We start from the raw sequence: 15,395 nt of genomic DNA, 5'->3' as shown, positions 1-15,395 counted from the left end.
CCGGTAAAAAATGCCCCATTCCGCGCAACTTTATTTCAATGGGAGTGGTCCATGGATCCTCGTCAGCGCCCCTATCGTTCGGTTCTCTATATCCCTGGGTCCCGGGAGAGGGCTTTGGAAAAGGCCCGCATTCTGCCGGTAGATGCAATCATCTTCGATCTGGAAGATGCGGTCGCGGCCGACGAAAAGGACAATGCGCGCGAAACGCTTAAGGCGGCCTTGGCTGCCGGAGGTTACGAGTCACGCGTCAAGATTGTCCGGATAAACGGGTTGGACACCGAATGGGGCCGTGCGGATGCCGAGGCTGCGCGCGAAATGGATGCCGACGTAGTCCTGTTGCCTAAGGTGAATTCGGCGGCTGACGTGGATGCGCTGGCTGCGATCACCGGAGATCTGCCGATCTGGGCCATGATGGAAACGCCGCGTGGAATGCTGAACGCGGCAGAAATCGCCGCGCATCCGCTGATGGCCGGATTCGTGATGGGAACAAATGATCTGGCGAAAGAGTTGCAAACCCGCTTCCGCCCAGATCGCCTGCCTATGATGTCCTCGTTAGGGCTGTGCTTGCTGGCCGCCAAGGCCGAAGGGCTGATTATCATCGACGGTGTTTACAACGCCTTCAAGGATGTCGAAGGTCTGGCTTTCGAATGTGCCCAGGGCCGTGATATGGGCTTTGATGGCAAAACGCTGATCCACCCGGCCCAGGTCGAAGTGGCAAATACTGCCTTCGCGCCATCGGATCACGAGATCGACCTGGCTCGCCGCCAGATCTCGGCCTTTGAAGAGGCCGAGGCGCTTGGCCAAGGGGTCGCCGTTGTCGATGGCAAGATTGTCGAAAATCTGCACGTTGTAACTGCCCGCGAAATTCTGGCAAAAGCAGAGGCGATATTAGCTTTGCAAGCGGGGTAGGCCAGCATGGGCTTTGTTCTTCTGATCTTGGGTGTGGCGCTGTGGTGGGGGGCGCATCTGTTCAAACGTGTGGCACCTGAACGCCGCGCCGCAATGGGTGACGCGGGTAAAGGCGCTGTTGCCCTGGCTTTGGTCGCGTCGATCCTTCTGATGATCTTCGGGTATCGCATGACCGACTTCATCCATGTTTGGGCGCCGCCAACCTTTCTGGTTCACGTCAACAACCTGTTGGTTTTGATCGCGATTTATATGATGAGCCCTGCGGGCACAAAAGGCCGGCTGCTGAACAACCTGCGCCACCCGATGCTGGGCGGGTTCAAACTGTGGGCTTTTGCGCACCTGTTGGTGAACGGCGATCTGGCCTCGATCATCCTGTTTGGTGGCCTTCTGGTCTGGGCGGTGGTCGAAGTCATTGTAATCAACAAGTCTGAACCCGAGTGGACCCCGGCAGAGCCTGGCACTTACGGCAAGGATGCGATGTTCTTTGTGGCTTCGATCGTTCTGATGGGAATTATCGGATACATCCACGGGCTGGTTGGCCCATCTCCGTTCGGCTCATAAGGATTTGATTTGATGTCGAAACTTTATCGCTTGCTGACCGAAGAAGACACTTCGGCCTTCTGTCACAAGGTGTCCGACGCCCTGTCAAAAGGATGGGAGCTGTATGGCGACCCGGCTTACGCCTTTGATGCCAACGGCAACGTAATGCGTTGTGCGCAGGCCGTGACCAAAGAGGCCGAGGCCGACTATTCCCCCGACATGAAACTGGGACAGCAGTAATGGCGAAAACAAATCCGGGCCGATTTTTCGAGGACTATTCTGTAGGGCAGGTATTGCAGCATGCAGTACCTCGCACCGTGACCGAGGGAGAGCGCGGCTTGTATCACGCGCTTTATCCCGCACGTCACGCGCTTTACTCTTCGGACGAATTTGCCCGGGTCTGTGGGTTGCCGGAAAGCCCGATTGATGATCTGGCCGCGTTCCACATTGTGTTCGGCAAAACCGTGCCTGACATTTCCTTGAACGCGGTTGCCAATCTTGGCTATGCCGAAGGCCGTTGGTTGAAGCCCGTTTATGCTGGCGATACGCTGCGATCCGTATCAGAGGTTATCGGCCTGAAGCAGAATTCCAACGGAAAAACCGGTGTTGTCTGGGTTCGTACCCGCGGGTTGAACCAATTGGACGAGGTGGTTCTTGAATATGTGCGTTGGGTCATGGTGCGTAAGGCAAACATGGATGCACCCGCGCCCGAGACGGTTGTTCCTGATTTGAAGGCTGTACTTGATCCGCAGGACCTGACCGTGCCGGAAGGGCTCGATTTTGCAAACTACGATTTTGCCCTCGCGGGCGAGGCGCATCGCTGGGGCGATTATGAGATCGGTGAAACCATCGATCATGTGGATGGTGTCACCGTCGAAGAGGCCGAACATATGCTGGCCACACGTCTTTGGCAAAACACCGCCAAGGTGCATTACGATCTGACGTTCCGTCCGGAAGGCAGGCTCATTTATGGTGGGCATGTAATCTCGATGGCGCGGACATTGTCCTTCAATGGCCTTGCAAATGCACAGATGATTGTCGGCTTGAATGGTGGCGCCCATGCTAACCCTTGTTTTGCGGGTGATACGATCAAGTCATGGTCCGAAGTTCTGGACAAAGCGGAAACCGGGGTACCCGGCATAGGCGCTGTGCGATTGCGTTTGGTCGCGACCAAAGGCGGTGATCCGTTCAAGCTGAAGAACAAAGAAGGGCGGTACCTGCCAGACGTATTGCTGGATCTCGACTATTGGGCATTGATGCCCAAATAGGTGATCTGACGGATATGTGACGCCACGGCTTGCAAGGCGTGATAGGTTTGCACAATGAACCTGCTACGCGCGATATTGGCCAGCGTCACTCTGGCACCGGCGGCTCAGGCCTGCGATCTGGCCTTGGCTTTAGCCGTGGATGTTTCTGGTTCAGTCGATAGCAGCGAATATCGCATCCAGATGGATGGGTTGGCCGCAGGTTTGCGCGACCCGATCGTGTCCGAGGCGCTGGTGCGGGGGCAGGCGCGGCTGATGCTGGTGCAGTGGACCGGATCATCGCGCCAGCGGATCACTATTCCCTGGACCCGTATCGATAGCTTTGCCACGCTGGATCAGTTTGCAGACCAGGTTGCCGCCGATCCGCGCATCTGGCGGAATTTTTCGACGGCAATCGGTGAGGCGCTTCAAATGACCCTGAGTTCATTCGATTCGGTTTCAGACTGCCGACGGCACCTGATAGACCTGTCAGGGGACGGTGTGTCCAATGAAGGGATTGAGCCGACGCGGGTACATGCGGCCCTGCGCGCCGAGGGGATCGTTGTCAACGCGCTGGCTATTGAGGAAAGCGAACCGGATCTGACGGCGTATTTCTTTGAGAATGTCATCGTGGGCGAAGGTGCCTTTGTCGTTTCCGCCACCGGGTTCGCGGATTACCCGGAACGAATTCGCCGAAAACTGCTGCGCGAAGTGACGCAGCAAACAGCAGACCTGAAATGACGGCTTGAGAGATTCGTGATCACATCTCTTTGGCCTTGAAAACGCTAACATTGACAGCGCGGAATGTGATATGTGATCACGAGATTATTTTGTGTGATCACATATTTGAATTATCCGTGTAATTGAGCGCAATTTGATAGTTTTTGCACTCGCAGCACGTGACAGTGTCGCAAAAACCAGTAAAACGTTCGGTAGCCAACCGAAAAGGAGCCGCCATGGCCGATGTAAATCGGGGCAATCGCCCACTTTCGCCGCATCTGTCGATTTATCGCCCGCAGTTGACGTCGATCACGTCCATCCTGACGCGCATCACCGGCAACGCCCTTCTGCTCGCAGCTCTGTTGATCGTCTGGTGGTTTCTGGCCGCAGCAACTTCGCCCGAGGCGTTTGCAGTAGCGAATGGGGTAATAACCTCGATGCTTGGAGACCTTGTGATGGCGCTATCCGTTTGGGGGCTTTGGTATCACACGTTGGCCGGTGTGCGGCACCTGATCTGGGACAACGCGGTTGGTCTGGACCTTCCGACGGCGACCAAGCTGGGTTGGGCTGTTGTTATTGGATCGGTCGTCTTGACCCTTCTGACCCTTGTCCTCGTCGCGTGATTGGAGGCCTGACATGCGTTATCTGACCGACCGCAAACGCGCCGCTGGACTTGGCTCGGCGAAATCCGGCACTGCCCATTTCTGGGCGATGAAAGTCAGCTCGGTTGCTTTGCTGATCCTTGTGCCGTTGTTTGTATTTACATTTGGTCCGATCCTGGGCCAGCCATTCGAGGTCGTTCTCGACTACTACTCGCGACCTTTCCCTGCCATCGTAGCAGCACTGACGCTGGCGGTTGGCTTCAAACACTTCGCGGACGGTGCGCAGGTGATGCTTGAAGACTATGTTCACGGCACGCTTGAAAAGGTCCTGATCATTCTGTTGACTTGCCTGTCCTACGGCGCAGCAGCGGCTGGTATCTTCGCCATCGCGCGCATTGCCCTCTAATTCCCGGAGCTGAAAGAAATGGCTGCATACGAATACGAAACGCATGAATATGACGTGGTCGTTGTCGGCGCCGGTGGGGCCGGTTTGCGGGCGACGCTGGGTATGGCGGAACAGGGTCTGCGCACGGCCTGTGTGACCAAGGTTTTCCCAACCCGTTCGCACACCGTGGCGGCTCAGGGCGGAATCGCCGCGTCGTTGTCAAACATGGGCCCCGACCATTGGCAGTGGCATATGTACGACACTGTGAAAGGCTCGGATTGGCTGGGCGACACTGATGCGATGGAATACCTCGCGCGGGAAGCGCCCAAGGCTGTTTACGAACTGGAGCACTATGGCGTTCCGTTCAGCCGAACCGAAGAGGGTAAGATCTATCAACGCCCGTTTGGTGGTCACACCACTGAATTCGGCGAAGGCCCGGCAGTACAGCGCACCTGTGCCGCTGCGGACAGGACCGGCCACGCGATCCTTCATACGCTCTATGGCCAGTCGCTGAAGAACAATGCTGAGTTTTATATCGAGTACTTCGCTATCGACCTGATCATGTCCGATGACGGTCAGTGTCAGGGTGTTGTCTGCTGGAAGCTGGACGATGGCACGATGCATGTCTTCAATGCCAAGATGGTTGTGCTGGCGACCGGCGGGTATGGCCGCGCCTATTTCAGCGCGACCTCGGCCCATACCTGCACCGGTGACGGTGGCGGTATGGTGGCCCGCGCGGGCTTGGCGCTGCAGGATATGGAATTCGTCCAGTTCCACCCGACCGGCATCTACGGTTCGGGATGCCTGATCACCGAAGGTGCGCGTGGTGAGGGTGGTTACCTGACCAACTCGGAAGGTGAACGGTTCATGGAGCGGTATGCGCCCCAGTACAAGGACCTGGCACCGCGCGATTACGTCTCGCGTTCGATGACCTTGGAAATCCGCGAAGGTCGTGGTGTCGGTGCGGAGGGGGATCATATTCACCTGAACCTCAGTCACCTGCCAGCCGAGGCTTTGGCAGAACGTCTTCCCGGCATTTCGGAAAGCGCCAAGATCTTTGCCGGCGTGGATGTCACCAAGGAACCGATCCCGGTTCTGCCAACCGTGCATTACAACATGGGCGGTATCCCCACAAACTATTGGGGTGAAGTTCTGAATCCAACGGCCGAGAACCCGACAGCTGTGGTGCCGGGCCTGATGGCAGTGGGCGAGGCCGGTTGCGCCTCGGTCCACGGCGCGAACCGCTTGGGCTCGAACTCGCTGATTGACCTTGTGGTCTTTGGCCGCGCGGCGGCGATCCGGGCAGGCAAAGTCGTGGATGCGGAAGCTGCGAACCCAGTTCTGAACCAGGCATCGGTCGACAAGGCCTTTGACCGGTTCGACGCGGTGCGCAATGCCAGCGGTTCCATCCCGACCGCCGAGTTGCGGCTTGAGATGCAGAAAACCATGCAAGCGGATGCTGCCGTATTCCGTACCGCCAAGACCATGGCCGAAGGCGTCGAGAAGATGACGGCAATCGCTGCCAAGATGGACGATCTGAAAGTCACCGACCGGTCGCTGGTCTGGAACAGTGACCTGATGGAAACGCTGGAATTGACCAACCTGATGCCCAACGCGCTGGCCACGATCGTCGGCGCAGAGGCGCGCAAGGAATCCCGTGGTGCCCACGCGCACGAAGATTTCTCTGCGCGTGATGATGAAAATTGGCGTGTTCATACGGTTAGCCGGGTCGAAGGCAACCAGGTCGAGCTTAGCTATCGTCCCGTGATCGTCGATCCGCTGACGACCGAAGACGAAGGTGGCATCAGCCTGAAGAAAATCGCGCCCAAGGCACGTACGTTCTAAAAGGCTCGGACAGCAGGCAATGGTGAGCAAGCGCCAAATACCCACGAAGACCGCAACGGCCATTGGCCAGCGGTCGGTCCGTGTCCGGTGCTTGTCATGACGGTCGAGGTCCTGCAATCCGGTTCAGGCGATCCCAAGATCATCCTGATCGGGCTGAACCGCTGTGCGACGACCTCGTTTCACAGGCTGTTTCAGAATAGCGGGATACCGTCGGTTCATTGGGAAGATGACCAGGGCCGAAACCTTGCGCACCGCATGTTGACCAACATAGCCATGGGGCGACGACCATTGGACGGGTTTGGAGCGGTGCGGGCCTTCACAGACATCGCTTTCGTCAATTCCCGCTTCATGGTGGACGGGGCGCGTTTCTTCCGTGAATTGCATGCTGCTTACCCGGATGCCTATTTCTTGCTGAACACACGGGACAAGGATGACTGGATTGTTTCGCGTGCCAACCATTCCGGTGGCGGGTATCTGGATCGGTGTTGCAAAGCCAATGGCCTGAGTGTGGATGAAGTGAAACACGGCTGGGCGCATATGTATGATGTGCACCATGCCGAGGTAGAAGCCTATTTTAACGGCAACTCGCGATTCCTGCGCTTTGATATCGACTGTGATGATCCGCAACGCGTTGCGGACTGGCTCGCGCCGGATTTTGACGTGAACATCGCCCATTGGGGGCGTTATAACCAAGGGGCGTCCCAGCGCGCCCGGACAGGCTGAAAGGCGGCCTTGTGCTGAATGGAGAATTGACATGGTTCAACTGACCCTGCCCAAAAATTCCCGGATTACGACCGGCAAGACCTGGCCAAAGCCGGATGGCGCGACCAATGTGCGCAAGTTCCAGATCTATCGCTGGAACCCGGATGATGGTCAGAACCCCCGTGTCGATACCTACTTTGTCGATATGGACACGTGCGGGCCGATGGTTTTGGACGCGCTGATCAAGATCAAGAACGAAATCGACCCGACCCTGACATTTCGCCGTTCATGCCGCGAGGGTATTTGCGGCTCGTGCGCGATGAATATCGATGGGATCAACACGCTAGCCTGTATCTATGGCATGGATGAGATCAAGGGCGACGTGAAGATCTATCCGCTGCCGCATATGCCTGTGGTCAAAGATCTGATCCCTGATCTGACCCATTTTTATGCCCAGCATGCGTCGATCATGCCGTGGCTGGAAACCAAGACCAACCGCCCTGCAAAGGAATGGAAGCAGTCGATCGAAGACCGGAAAAAGCTGGACGGTCTCTATGAATGTGTGATGTGCGCCAGCTGCTCGACCTCGTGCCCGAGCTATTGGTGGAACGGCGATCGGTATCTTGGTCCCGCTGCTCTGCTGCACGCATACCGCTGGATCATCGACAGCCGGGATGAGGCCACGGGTGAGCGCCTGGACGAGTTGGAAGATCCGTTCAAGCTCTATCGCTGCCACACCATCATGAATTGCGCCAAGACCTGCCCCAAAGGTCTGAACCCGGCCAAGGCGATTGCCGAGATTAAAAAGATGATGGTCGAACGCGCGGTATAATCACCTGCACTGAATTGCTGTAAACGCATGTCGATCTTGCAAAATAAGGCGATGTAGCCTCGGCTGCATTGCCTTATTTTTCGCTCAGGGAGGAGTGATGAGTTCGAGACAGGATCACTCCAATGAATGCAAACACATCCAAACAAAAAATCGACGCTAAAGAGGCGCTGAAACTGCTGGAGCAGGCATGGGCCTACTACACGCCGGAACCGGTTAAAGCCGACAAAGAGCCCGAGCTGTTCGAATACGCAAACGCGGCCTGATCCAATACGACAGCCCTTGAAAAACTTCGGTCAATCGGCAAAGCAGAGGAATGCCTGTTCTTCTGCTTTTGTTGGCCGCCGGAGTGTTCGCCTATTTTTTCTGGCGGTCGCGCCATTCCACGCTGACACGGGATTGTCGTTGGCGACAGGACAGACGCCATGGCATCTGGCGGTGTAGCTTTTGTGGAGCGGCAGTCGCTGCGCCGGACCAACCTATGCGCTGTCTTAAGGCAAGTGATGGTTGAGAATAGGGCTTTTCGCGAGCCATAGAATCCGCCACTCTGCACGCCATGACCGGTTCTGAGAATACTGCCCGCCCCCCAGAAGATGCCGAAGCCCGTCGTTCGGTCGCCCCTGTCATTTGTTATCCGAACGATGCCTTGCCGCGACCAGATTTGCCCTGGATCAGATCTGTACGCCAACGGGCAGTCCAAACCGGCGAAGTCCTGGTTCCTCCGCGTGAGGCGCGCTGTTTTGATGTACCTGCCGGGCATTTCTTTCGCATCACATCGGTTCAAGGCCCGCAGGTTGGCGATTTGAACCTGTGGAACCGCAATGATTTGTCCGAGCGCTTTTATTCCGGAAAAACGCGGGCTCTGCATGGCACGCACCTGACCACCGGAGAGCGGATGTGGTCCAGTTTCCCACATCTGCGGCCGATGGCCACGATCATAGCGGATACACTGGAATGGTACGGGATCGATACCCATGGGGGGTCGGTTCATGACGTGATTGGCACGCGTTGTGATCCATATACGGGCAATTTGCTGTCCGGCACGCAGTATCATCATTGCTGCCATTCCAACCTGACCCGCGCGTTGGCGGATCATCTGAATATCCCGATGGATGAGGCCGAACCCGCGGTGCACGACGTTCTGAACGTCTTCATGTGTACTGGTTTCACTCGGGATACTGGTCAGTATTTCATGAAAGCATCGCCCGTTCGCCCCGGCGACTATCTGGAATTCTTTGCCGAAATCGATCTGCTTGGCAATCTCAGCGCCTGTCCGGGTGGGGATTGCTCGTCCGAGCATTCCTCGGACACCGCCGCGTGTTATCCCTTGTTGGTCGAAACATTTGCCGCGACGGTCACAGACCTGGATGGCTGGGAAAGCCCGGCGCGCAATGGCTATGATCGCACGCACGGGCGTTAGGATCGGCGGGCACCCACCTTACTGCTAGTTGCCCGGGAATGCGGCCTGTAGCGCGATTTCCACCATGTCTCCAAAGCTGCTTTCACGTTCCGAGGATGGCAGAGCCTCTCCCGTCAGAAGGTGATCGGAAACGGTGAGAACTGCCAGAGCACGACATTTGTGGCGCGCTGCCAGGATATAGAGCTCGGCCGCCTCCATTTCGACGCCGAGAATCCCGTGACGCACCATCTGTTCGTTCAGGTCCGGGCGCTCATCATAGAAAACGTCCGAAGAATAAATCCCACCGACATGGGTAGGGGTTCCTTTGGCAGCCGCCACCTTCGCGGCCGCCTGCAACAAGCTCCAATCGGCGCAGGGCGCAAAATTCAGTTCTTTCATGATACCGCGTGACGGCGTACTCAGCGTCGTCGAAGTCATTGCCAGAATGACGTCTCGAATTTTGACACTGTCCTGCATTCCGCCACACGACCCAATTCGGATCAGGGTTTTTGCACCGTAATCGCGAATTAACTCGTTTACGTAAATGGAGAGCGAGGGCATTCCCATGCCGCTACCCTGTATCGTTACAGGATTTCCCTTCCAATTTCCGGTAAACCCAAGCATTCCCCGGACGTTGTTGACCTGTTTCACATCGTCCAAAAACGTCTCGGCTGCCCATTTCGCCCGATAAGGATCTCCGGGTAATAGGACAGTTTCTGCAATTTCGCCTTTTTCAGCGCCGATATGAATTGTCATTGTTTCGCTCCGCCCTGATCAGATTTCTAGATCGGAAATATCGGCGCCCGCCTGCAACGCGTCATGCACCCATTTCGGTTTGCGGCCACGACCTGTCCAGGTTTGTTCCGGATTGCCAGGATTGCGGTATTTTTCTTTTGTTTTCTTTTGCTTGGATGCGCGGGGTGCATCGCCTGAAAGTTCGGACAGCGAATACCCGAATTCTGCGGCAGCTTTTTCTGCGGCTTTCAAAGCCTCACGGCGCTCGCGTTTTTCCGCTCCTACCAAGGCTTTTTCGACATCGTCGCGCAATGCCAAAAGGTCTTTGCGCGACATCTGTTCAAGATTGAACCCCATCATTCATCTCCAAAGGATATATTTTACGGTACACTTGAGCGCGCACCGTAATTCTAGCGAATGGTTTATTCCATCCCAAATATCCAAAGCGAAGAAACGGGGAATTAAGGTTCTAAAACCTCAGTTACTCGGCTGCGAGGTTTTTGGGGTCAACCAGCGTTACAATATCGCTCATGATCGCATTAAGTTCAAAGTTTTTGGGGGTGTAAACCTTGGCTACACCCATGGCTTTCAATTTTGCGGCATCTTCATCCGGAATAATTCCGCCGACAACCACGGGAATGTGAGACAGGCCAGCCTTTTGCAGCCGATCCATTACATCTTCGACCAAAGGCAGATGGCTACCGGACAGGATCGACAACCCGATGACATGTGCGTCATCATCGCGGGCTGAGGTGACAATTTCTTCCGGGGTCAGCCGGATACCCTCATAGCTGATATCCATGCCGCAGTCGCGGGCACGGAACGCGATTTGTTCGGCGCCGTTGGAATGGCCGTCCAACCCCGGTTTTCCAACCAGGAATTTCAGGCGCCGTCCCAGTTTGTCGCTGACGGCATCAACCGCCGCGCGCAGGTCCTCCAACCCTTCGGTCTTGTTCGAGACCGAACCGGAAACGCCGGTCGGGCCACGATAAGTGCCGAAAACCTTGCGCATCTCTTCGGCCCACTCCCCGGTTGTCACACCCGCCTTGGCAGCGGCAATGGACGGCTCCATGACGTTCGCTCCTGTCTGAGCCGCCTGGCGCAACGCGGACAAGGTCGCTGTAACAGCCGCTTCGTCGCGCTCAGCCCGCCACGCGTTCAGGCGGTCGATCTGTTCCTGTTCTACCGCAGGATCAACGACCATGATGCCGCCATCTTCGGTCTGAAGGGGCGAAGCCTCGCCTTCCATCCATTTGTTCACGCCGACGACCACAGTTTCGTTGCGTTCGATCCGGTTCAGACGTTCAGCGTTGGAATCCACAAGGCGGGATTTCATATACTCGATTGATGCAACCGCACCGCCCATCGCATCCAGATTCGCAAGCTCTGCCCGCGCGCCTGCTTTCAATTCTTCGACCTTGCCATCAACGGCAGGGTTGCCATCGAACAGGTCATCGAATTCCAACAGGTCAGTTTCATAGGCCAGAATCTGCTGCATCCGCATGGACCATTGCTGGTCCCAGGGGCGTGGCAGGCCAAGCGCCTCGTTCCAGGCAGGCAACTGCACCGCACGGGCGCGTGCATTCTTCGACAGGGTTACGGCCAGCATCTCGATTAGGATGCGGTAGACATTGTTCTCAGGTTGTTGCTCGGTCAGCCCCAGAGAGTTCACCTGCACACCATAGCGGAAGCGGCGGAACTTTGGGTTCTCGACACCATATCGCTGTTGCAGAATTTCGTCCCAAAGATCGACAAATGCGCGCATTTTGCACATTTCAGTGACAAAGCGGATGCCAGCATTCACAAAAAAGGAAATCCGGCCGCAGAGCGCGGGGAAATCCTCGGCAGGTACTCGTGGGCGCAATTCGTCCAGCACGGCGATGGCTGTTGCCAGCGCATAAGCAAGTTCTTGTTCCGGTGTCGCGCCAGCCTCTTGCAAATGATAGGAACACACATTCATCGGGTTCCACTTGGGGACATTGGAATAGCAATACTCGGCCACGTCCGCGATCATCTTCAGCGACGGTTTTGGCGGACAGACATAAGTGCCCCGGCTCAGATACTCCTTGATCAGGTCGTTCTGGACTGTGCCCTGCAACTTGGAAACGTCAGCGCCTTGTTCCTCGGCTGCGGCGATGTAAAGGGCAAGCAACCAAGGGGCGGTCGCGTTGATCGTCATTGACGTGTTCATCTGTTCCAGCGGAATCTGATCGAACAAAACCCGCATATCGCCCAGATGGCAGACGGGCACCCCGACCTTGCCAACTTCACCACGTGCCAACGTGTGGTCACTGTCATATCCGGTCTGGGTGGGTAGATCGAAGGCTACCGAAAGACCGGTTTGCCCTTTGGCGAGGTTGCCACGATATAGCGCGTTCGAGGCCTTGGCGGTAGAATGACCGGCATAGGTCCGGATGAGCCAGGGGCGATCTTTCTGCATCTGCGTCATGAAGGGGCCTCGCGTTTCGGTGGGCAATAAAATTACGTCTATGGGTTCTAAAGCGCAATTTTCGGGACAAGTCAATTCGCTGCGTTGCGGCATCCTGCAATTGTTCAGATTGTGAGCAGCTGCGATTGGTGGCAAGGTGCGGCCATGACGCAAACCGTGGAACTTCCGCTTTGGCTTTTTGTGCTGATCGTGGTCTTTGCCATGGTTACTTTCGCTTCACATTTCCTGTTCCCGTCAGTCCGATGGTTCTTCCGCCGCCGGTTGGAACGTGCCGTGGCGCGTTTGAACCAGCGCCTGCAACGTCCGATCCAACCGTTCAAGCTGGCCCGTCGGCACGACATGATTCAACGGCTGATTTATGATCCACAGGTCGGTAAAGCGGTCCAGCATCACGCCCTTGAAACCGGAATACCCGAAGCTGTCGCGTCCGAGCAGGCACGCCGCTATGCCCGCGAAATAGTGCCGTCCTTTTCCGCCTTCGCCTATTTCAGTTTTGCGATCCGTTTGGCCCGGCTGCTAAGCAATACGTTCTACGAGGTGCGGCTTAGCTACGAAGACGAAGACGCGGTCAGGACTATCGACCCTGATGCAACCGTTGTTTTTGTGATGAACCACAGAAGCAACATGGACTACGTGTTGGTTACATATCTGGCGGCCCCGCATTCTGCTTTATCCTACGCGGTAGGAGAATGGGCTCGGGTTTGGCCGCTCAGTCGGTTGATCCGTGCAATGGGGGCCTACTTTATCCGGCGCAAGTCAGGCAGCGAGCTCTACCGGCAGGTTTTGTCCACCTATGTGCGCCATGCGACCGAAGCCGGAGTGACGCAAGCCATGTTTCCAGAAGGTGGTTTAAGCCTGACAGGAGCGCTCGCCCGCCCAAAGCTTGGATTGCTCAAGTACATAATGGATGGGACGACGTCGCAGGGGCGTGATGTTGTATTCGTTCCCGTCGCTTTGAATTATGACCGTGTGCTTGAAGACACCATTCTGACCCGCGCGGCGTTGGGAACAGAACGTCGTTTCCGGGCGAGGATCGGGGTCATCACGCGTTGGATTCTCAAACAGATCTGGCGGCGAGTGATCGGGCGCTACAAGCGGTTTGGGCTGGCATCGGTCCGGTACGGGCTGCCGATTTCTCTGAAAGAGTTCCGGGCCGAGGGTAGTGACGACATGATGACCGATCTGGCGCGTACATTGATGCAGCGTATTCAGAACGCGATCCCGTTGGTCCCGGCCCCTGCGGCCTGTTTGCTGATACGTGACAATGGGCCGATGGCGGAACAGGAACTGCGGTCCTCTATTCAGGCGATGATGGAACGCGACGGTAAGCAGACCCAAGACAATGCATCGGCCATATCAAGCGCATTGGACCAGTTGATTGAACGGCGGATACTCAAGCGGCAGGGGCATATTCTTTCTGCATCTGGGCAACGCGGTGATCTGCTGGAGTATTATGCAGCATCTGTACCGGTGGCAGCGCGCCTCCCTGATTCTGCGGATGCAAAATAATTTCTGCAACTGCTGGGTCATAAAATTACAATTTCGCATCAAAAACGGTTGCAATATTTCGCGATGGCCAATATTTCATCTGATAAAGCGCGCGATTCTGCGGCGCGGCAAAAGTATTGAAAAAGGAGGCCAGCATGGCTTTGGACACCGAAACCGGTATCGCGTCGTATGAGGCACCCGAAAAAGACCTCTATGAAATGGGTGAGATCCCTCCAATGGGATATGTTCCGAAACAAATGTACGCCTGGGCCATCCGAAAGGAACGCCATGGCGAGCCAAGCACAGCGATGCAGCAGGAAGTGGTCGATGTACCCACGCTGGACAGCAATGAAGTGCTTGTTCTGGTGATGGCAGCAGGCGTTAATTACAACGGTGTCTGGGCTGCACTGGGCCAGCCGATCAGCCCCTTTGATGGCCACAAGGCACCGTACCATGTCGCGGGCTCTGATGCATCGGGTATCGTCTGGGCCGTTGGTGACAAGGTCAAGCGGTGGAAGGTTGGCGACGAAGTTGTCATCCACTGCAACCAGGACGATGGCGACGACGAAGAATGCAACGGCGGCGACCCAATGTATTCGACCAGCCAGCGGATCTGGGGCTATGAAACACCTGACGGCTCATTCAGCCAGTTCACACGCGTGCAGGCTCAGCAGTTGATGCCGCGCCCCAAGCACCTGACTTGGGAAGAAGCGGCGTGCTACACGCTGACACTGGCGACAGCTTATCGTATGCTGTTTGGTCACGAACCGCATGACCTGAAACCGGGTCAGAACGTTCTGGTCTGGGGTGCCTCGGGCGGTCTGGGATCTTATGCAATCCAGTTGATCAACACAGCCGGGGCAAACGCGATCGGGGTGATCTCGGACGAAAGCAAGCGTGATTTCGTCATGGGTCTGGGCGCAAAGGGGGTTCTGAACCGCCGCGACTTTAATTGCTGGGGTCAACTGCCCACGGTCAATACGCCCGAATACGCCGAGTGGTTCAAAGAGGCCCGCAAATTCGGCAAGGCAATCTGGGACATCACCGGCAAGGGCAACAATGTCGACATGGTGTTCGAGCATCCGGGCGAGAGCACCTTCCCGGTCTCGACTTTCGTGGTGAAAAAAGGCGGCATGGTTGTGATTTGTGCGGGGACGTCCGGGTTTAACTGCACATTCGATGTGCGTTACATGTGGATGCACCAGAAACGCCTGCAGGGTTCGCATTTTGCCCATCTGAAACAGGCGGCGGCGGCGAACAAGCTGATGGTCGAGCGCCGCCTGGATCCCTGTATGTCCGAGGTGTTTGCCTGGAACGACCTACCGGAAGCACATATGAAAATGCTGCGGAATGAACACAAGCCGGGCAACATGTCTGTGCTTGTTCAGGCACCGCGTACCGGATTGCGCACCCTTGAGGAGGTTTTGGACGCAGGCTGATAAAGTTCAGGACCTTAGACAAAAACCACCCGCGAATCGCACTGTCAGTTCGCGGGTGGTTTGCTGTTTGCAGGCCTATTTCATGCTTTCAGATGCTTGCGATTTTTAC

Annotated in this window: 17 protein-coding genes; 14 read left to right on the top strand and 3 right to left on the bottom strand. The window is 56.3% G+C overall.

Annotated elements, in window-relative coordinates:
• The first annotated feature begins 51 nt into the window (after positions 1–51).
• The 12 genes from ACR0M3_RS08360 to ACR0M3_RS08305 all read left to right on the top strand — a co-directional run bounded on the left by ACR0M3_RS08360 (position 52) and on the right by ACR0M3_RS08305 (position 9,196).
• Positions 52–909 carry an HpcH/HpaI aldolase/citrate lyase family protein gene (locus ACR0M3_RS08360; protein WP_480910239.1) on the top strand — a complete coding sequence of 286 codons (858 nt, stop codon included), beginning with the start codon at positions 52–54 and terminating at the stop codon, positions 907–909.
• Between the two features lie 6 nt (positions 910–915).
• Positions 916–1,470: an NnrU family protein gene (locus ACR0M3_RS08355; protein WP_480910238.1), complete on the top strand. Its 555-nt coding sequence runs from the start codon at positions 916–918 to the stop codon at positions 1,468–1,470.
• 12 nt (positions 1,471–1,482) lie between these two features.
• Positions 1,483–1,689, top strand: coding sequence for a DUF1737 domain-containing protein (locus ACR0M3_RS08350; RefSeq protein ID WP_480538983.1), 207 nt, complete (start codon positions 1,483–1,485; stop codon positions 1,687–1,689).
• Entirely contained in the window at positions 1,689–2,717 is a 1,029-nt protein-coding gene (locus tag ACR0M3_RS08345) for a MaoC family dehydratase (protein ID WP_480773324.1), read from the top strand. Before ACR0M3_RS08350 ends, ACR0M3_RS08345 begins: the two co-directional genes overlap by 1 nt.
• 54 nt (positions 2,718–2,771) lie before the next feature.
• Complete coding sequence (locus ACR0M3_RS08340; protein WP_480585574.1) at positions 2,772–3,434, top strand: DUF1194 domain-containing protein; 663 nt, start codon at positions 2,772–2,774, stop codon at positions 3,432–3,434.
• 215 nt (positions 3,435–3,649) lie between these two features.
• The gene (sdhC, locus tag ACR0M3_RS08335; RefSeq protein ID WP_267363810.1) at positions 3,650–4,036 is read left to right on the top strand and encodes a succinate dehydrogenase, cytochrome b556 subunit; all 387 of its coding nucleotides are present in this window, start codon (positions 3,650–3,652) and stop codon (positions 4,034–4,036) included.
• Between the two features lie 13 nt (positions 4,037–4,049).
• Positions 4,050–4,421 carry a succinate dehydrogenase, hydrophobic membrane anchor protein gene (sdhD, locus tag ACR0M3_RS08330; protein ID WP_267363812.1) on the top strand — a complete coding sequence of 124 codons (372 nt, stop codon included), beginning with the start codon at positions 4,050–4,052 and terminating at the stop codon, positions 4,419–4,421.
• 18 nt (positions 4,422–4,439) lie between these two features.
• Positions 4,440–6,245, top strand: coding sequence for a succinate dehydrogenase flavoprotein subunit (gene sdhA / locus ACR0M3_RS08325; protein ID WP_267363813.1), 1,806 nt, complete (start codon positions 4,440–4,442; stop codon positions 6,243–6,245).
• Between the two features lie 96 nt (positions 6,246–6,341).
• Positions 6,342–6,968 carry a sulfotransferase gene (locus tag ACR0M3_RS08320; protein ID WP_480910236.1) on the top strand — a complete coding sequence of 209 codons (627 nt, stop codon included), beginning with the start codon at positions 6,342–6,344 and terminating at the stop codon, positions 6,966–6,968.
• 31 nt (positions 6,969–6,999) lie between these two features.
• Positions 7,000–7,779: a succinate dehydrogenase iron-sulfur subunit gene (locus tag ACR0M3_RS08315; protein WP_152456842.1), complete on the top strand. Its 780-nt coding sequence runs from the start codon at positions 7,000–7,002 to the stop codon at positions 7,777–7,779.
• 122 nt (positions 7,780–7,901) lie between these two features.
• Positions 7,902–8,042 carry a hypothetical protein gene (locus ACR0M3_RS08310; RefSeq protein WP_267363816.1) on the top strand — a complete coding sequence of 47 codons (141 nt, stop codon included), beginning with the start codon at positions 7,902–7,904 and terminating at the stop codon, positions 8,040–8,042.
• A 290-nt stretch (positions 8,043–8,332) separates the two neighbouring features.
• Complete coding sequence (locus ACR0M3_RS08305; RefSeq protein WP_480910234.1) at positions 8,333–9,196, top strand: urea carboxylase-associated family protein; 864 nt, start codon at positions 8,333–8,335, stop codon at positions 9,194–9,196.
• A 24-nt stretch (positions 9,197–9,220) separates the two neighbouring features.
• On the opposite strand, the gene deoD is transcribed toward ACR0M3_RS08305, so the two are convergent.
• From deoD to ACR0M3_RS08290, 3 genes are all read right to left on the bottom strand, one after another.
• Positions 9,221–9,931 (bottom strand): purine-nucleoside phosphorylase, encoded by a 711-nt coding sequence (deoD, locus tag ACR0M3_RS08300; RefSeq protein WP_480558821.1) that lies wholly within the window; start codon positions 9,929–9,931, stop codon positions 9,221–9,223.
• 18 nt (positions 9,932–9,949) lie between these two features.
• On the bottom strand, positions 9,950–10,267 hold the full coding sequence (locus tag ACR0M3_RS08295; RefSeq protein WP_267363820.1) for an H-NS histone family protein: 318 nt from the start codon (positions 10,265–10,267) through the stop codon (positions 9,950–9,952).
• 124 nt (positions 10,268–10,391) lie between these two features.
• Positions 10,392–12,452 (bottom strand): methylmalonyl-CoA mutase family protein, encoded by a 2,061-nt coding sequence (locus ACR0M3_RS08290; protein WP_480910232.1) that lies wholly within the window; start codon positions 12,450–12,452, stop codon positions 10,392–10,394.
• A 51-nt stretch (positions 12,453–12,503) separates the two neighbouring features.
• Here ACR0M3_RS08290 and ACR0M3_RS08285 point away from each other — a divergent pair, with 51 nt between their 5' ends.
• Positions 12,504–13,868, top strand: coding sequence for a 1-acyl-sn-glycerol-3-phosphate acyltransferase (locus tag ACR0M3_RS08285; protein WP_480910230.1), 1,365 nt, complete (start codon positions 12,504–12,506; stop codon positions 13,866–13,868).
• A 134-nt stretch (positions 13,869–14,002) separates the two neighbouring features.
• Positions 14,003–15,286 (top strand): crotonyl-CoA carboxylase/reductase, encoded by a 1,284-nt coding sequence (ccrA, locus tag ACR0M3_RS08280; protein ID WP_267363824.1) that lies wholly within the window; start codon positions 14,003–14,005, stop codon positions 15,284–15,286.
• The last annotated feature ends 109 nt before the right edge of the window (positions 15,287–15,395 follow it).

It is taken from the genome of Ruegeria sp. O5, from assembly GCF_056535105.1.
Note: the sequence above shows the minus strand (reverse complement) of the source record. Positions and strands in the feature narration are given on the sequence as shown.

Excerpts from the sequence above, each read along its gene's own strand:
- ACR0M3_RS08360 (WP_480910239.1), top strand. The coding sequence starts at position 52 with ATGGATCCTCGTCAGCGCCCCTATCGTTCGGTTCTCTATATCCCTGGG.
- ACR0M3_RS08355 (WP_480910238.1), top strand. The coding sequence starts at position 916 with ATGGGCTTTGTTCTTCTGATCTTGGGTGTGGCGCTGTGGTGGGGGGCG.
- ACR0M3_RS08350 (WP_480538983.1), top strand. The coding sequence starts at position 1,483 with ATGTCGAAACTTTATCGCTTGCTGACCGAAGAAGACACTTCGGCCTTC.
- ACR0M3_RS08345 (WP_480773324.1), top strand. The coding sequence starts at position 1,689 with ATGGCGAAAACAAATCCGGGCCGATTTTTCGAGGACTATTCTGTAGGG.
- ACR0M3_RS08340 (WP_480585574.1), top strand. The coding sequence starts at position 2,772 with ATGAACCTGCTACGCGCGATATTGGCCAGCGTCACTCTGGCACCGGCG.
- sdhC (WP_267363810.1), top strand. The coding sequence starts at position 3,650 with ATGGCCGATGTAAATCGGGGCAATCGCCCACTTTCGCCGCATCTGTCG.
- sdhD (WP_267363812.1), top strand. The coding sequence starts at position 4,050 with ATGCGTTATCTGACCGACCGCAAACGCGCCGCTGGACTTGGCTCGGCG.
- sdhA (WP_267363813.1), top strand. The coding sequence starts at position 4,440 with ATGGCTGCATACGAATACGAAACGCATGAATATGACGTGGTCGTTGTC.
- ACR0M3_RS08320 (WP_480910236.1), top strand. The coding sequence starts at position 6,342 with ATGACGGTCGAGGTCCTGCAATCCGGTTCAGGCGATCCCAAGATCATC.
- ACR0M3_RS08315 (WP_152456842.1), top strand. The coding sequence starts at position 7,000 with ATGGTTCAACTGACCCTGCCCAAAAATTCCCGGATTACGACCGGCAAG.
- ACR0M3_RS08310 (WP_267363816.1), top strand. The coding sequence starts at position 7,902 with ATGAATGCAAACACATCCAAACAAAAAATCGACGCTAAAGAGGCGCTG.
- ACR0M3_RS08305 (WP_480910234.1), top strand. The coding sequence starts at position 8,333 with ATGACCGGTTCTGAGAATACTGCCCGCCCCCCAGAAGATGCCGAAGCC.
- deoD (WP_480558821.1), bottom strand. The coding sequence starts at position 9,931 with ATGACAATTCATATCGGCGCTGAAAAAGGCGAAATTGCAGAAACTGTC.
- ACR0M3_RS08295 (WP_267363820.1), bottom strand. The coding sequence starts at position 10,267 with ATGGGGTTCAATCTTGAACAGATGTCGCGCAAAGACCTTTTGGCATTG.
- ACR0M3_RS08290 (WP_480910232.1), bottom strand. The coding sequence starts at position 12,452 with ATGCCGCAACGCAGCGAATTGACTTGTCCCGAAAATTGCGCTTTAGAA.
- ACR0M3_RS08285 (WP_480910230.1), top strand. The coding sequence starts at position 12,504 with ATGACGCAAACCGTGGAACTTCCGCTTTGGCTTTTTGTGCTGATCGTG.
- ccrA (WP_267363824.1), top strand. The coding sequence starts at position 14,003 with ATGGCTTTGGACACCGAAACCGGTATCGCGTCGTATGAGGCACCCGAA.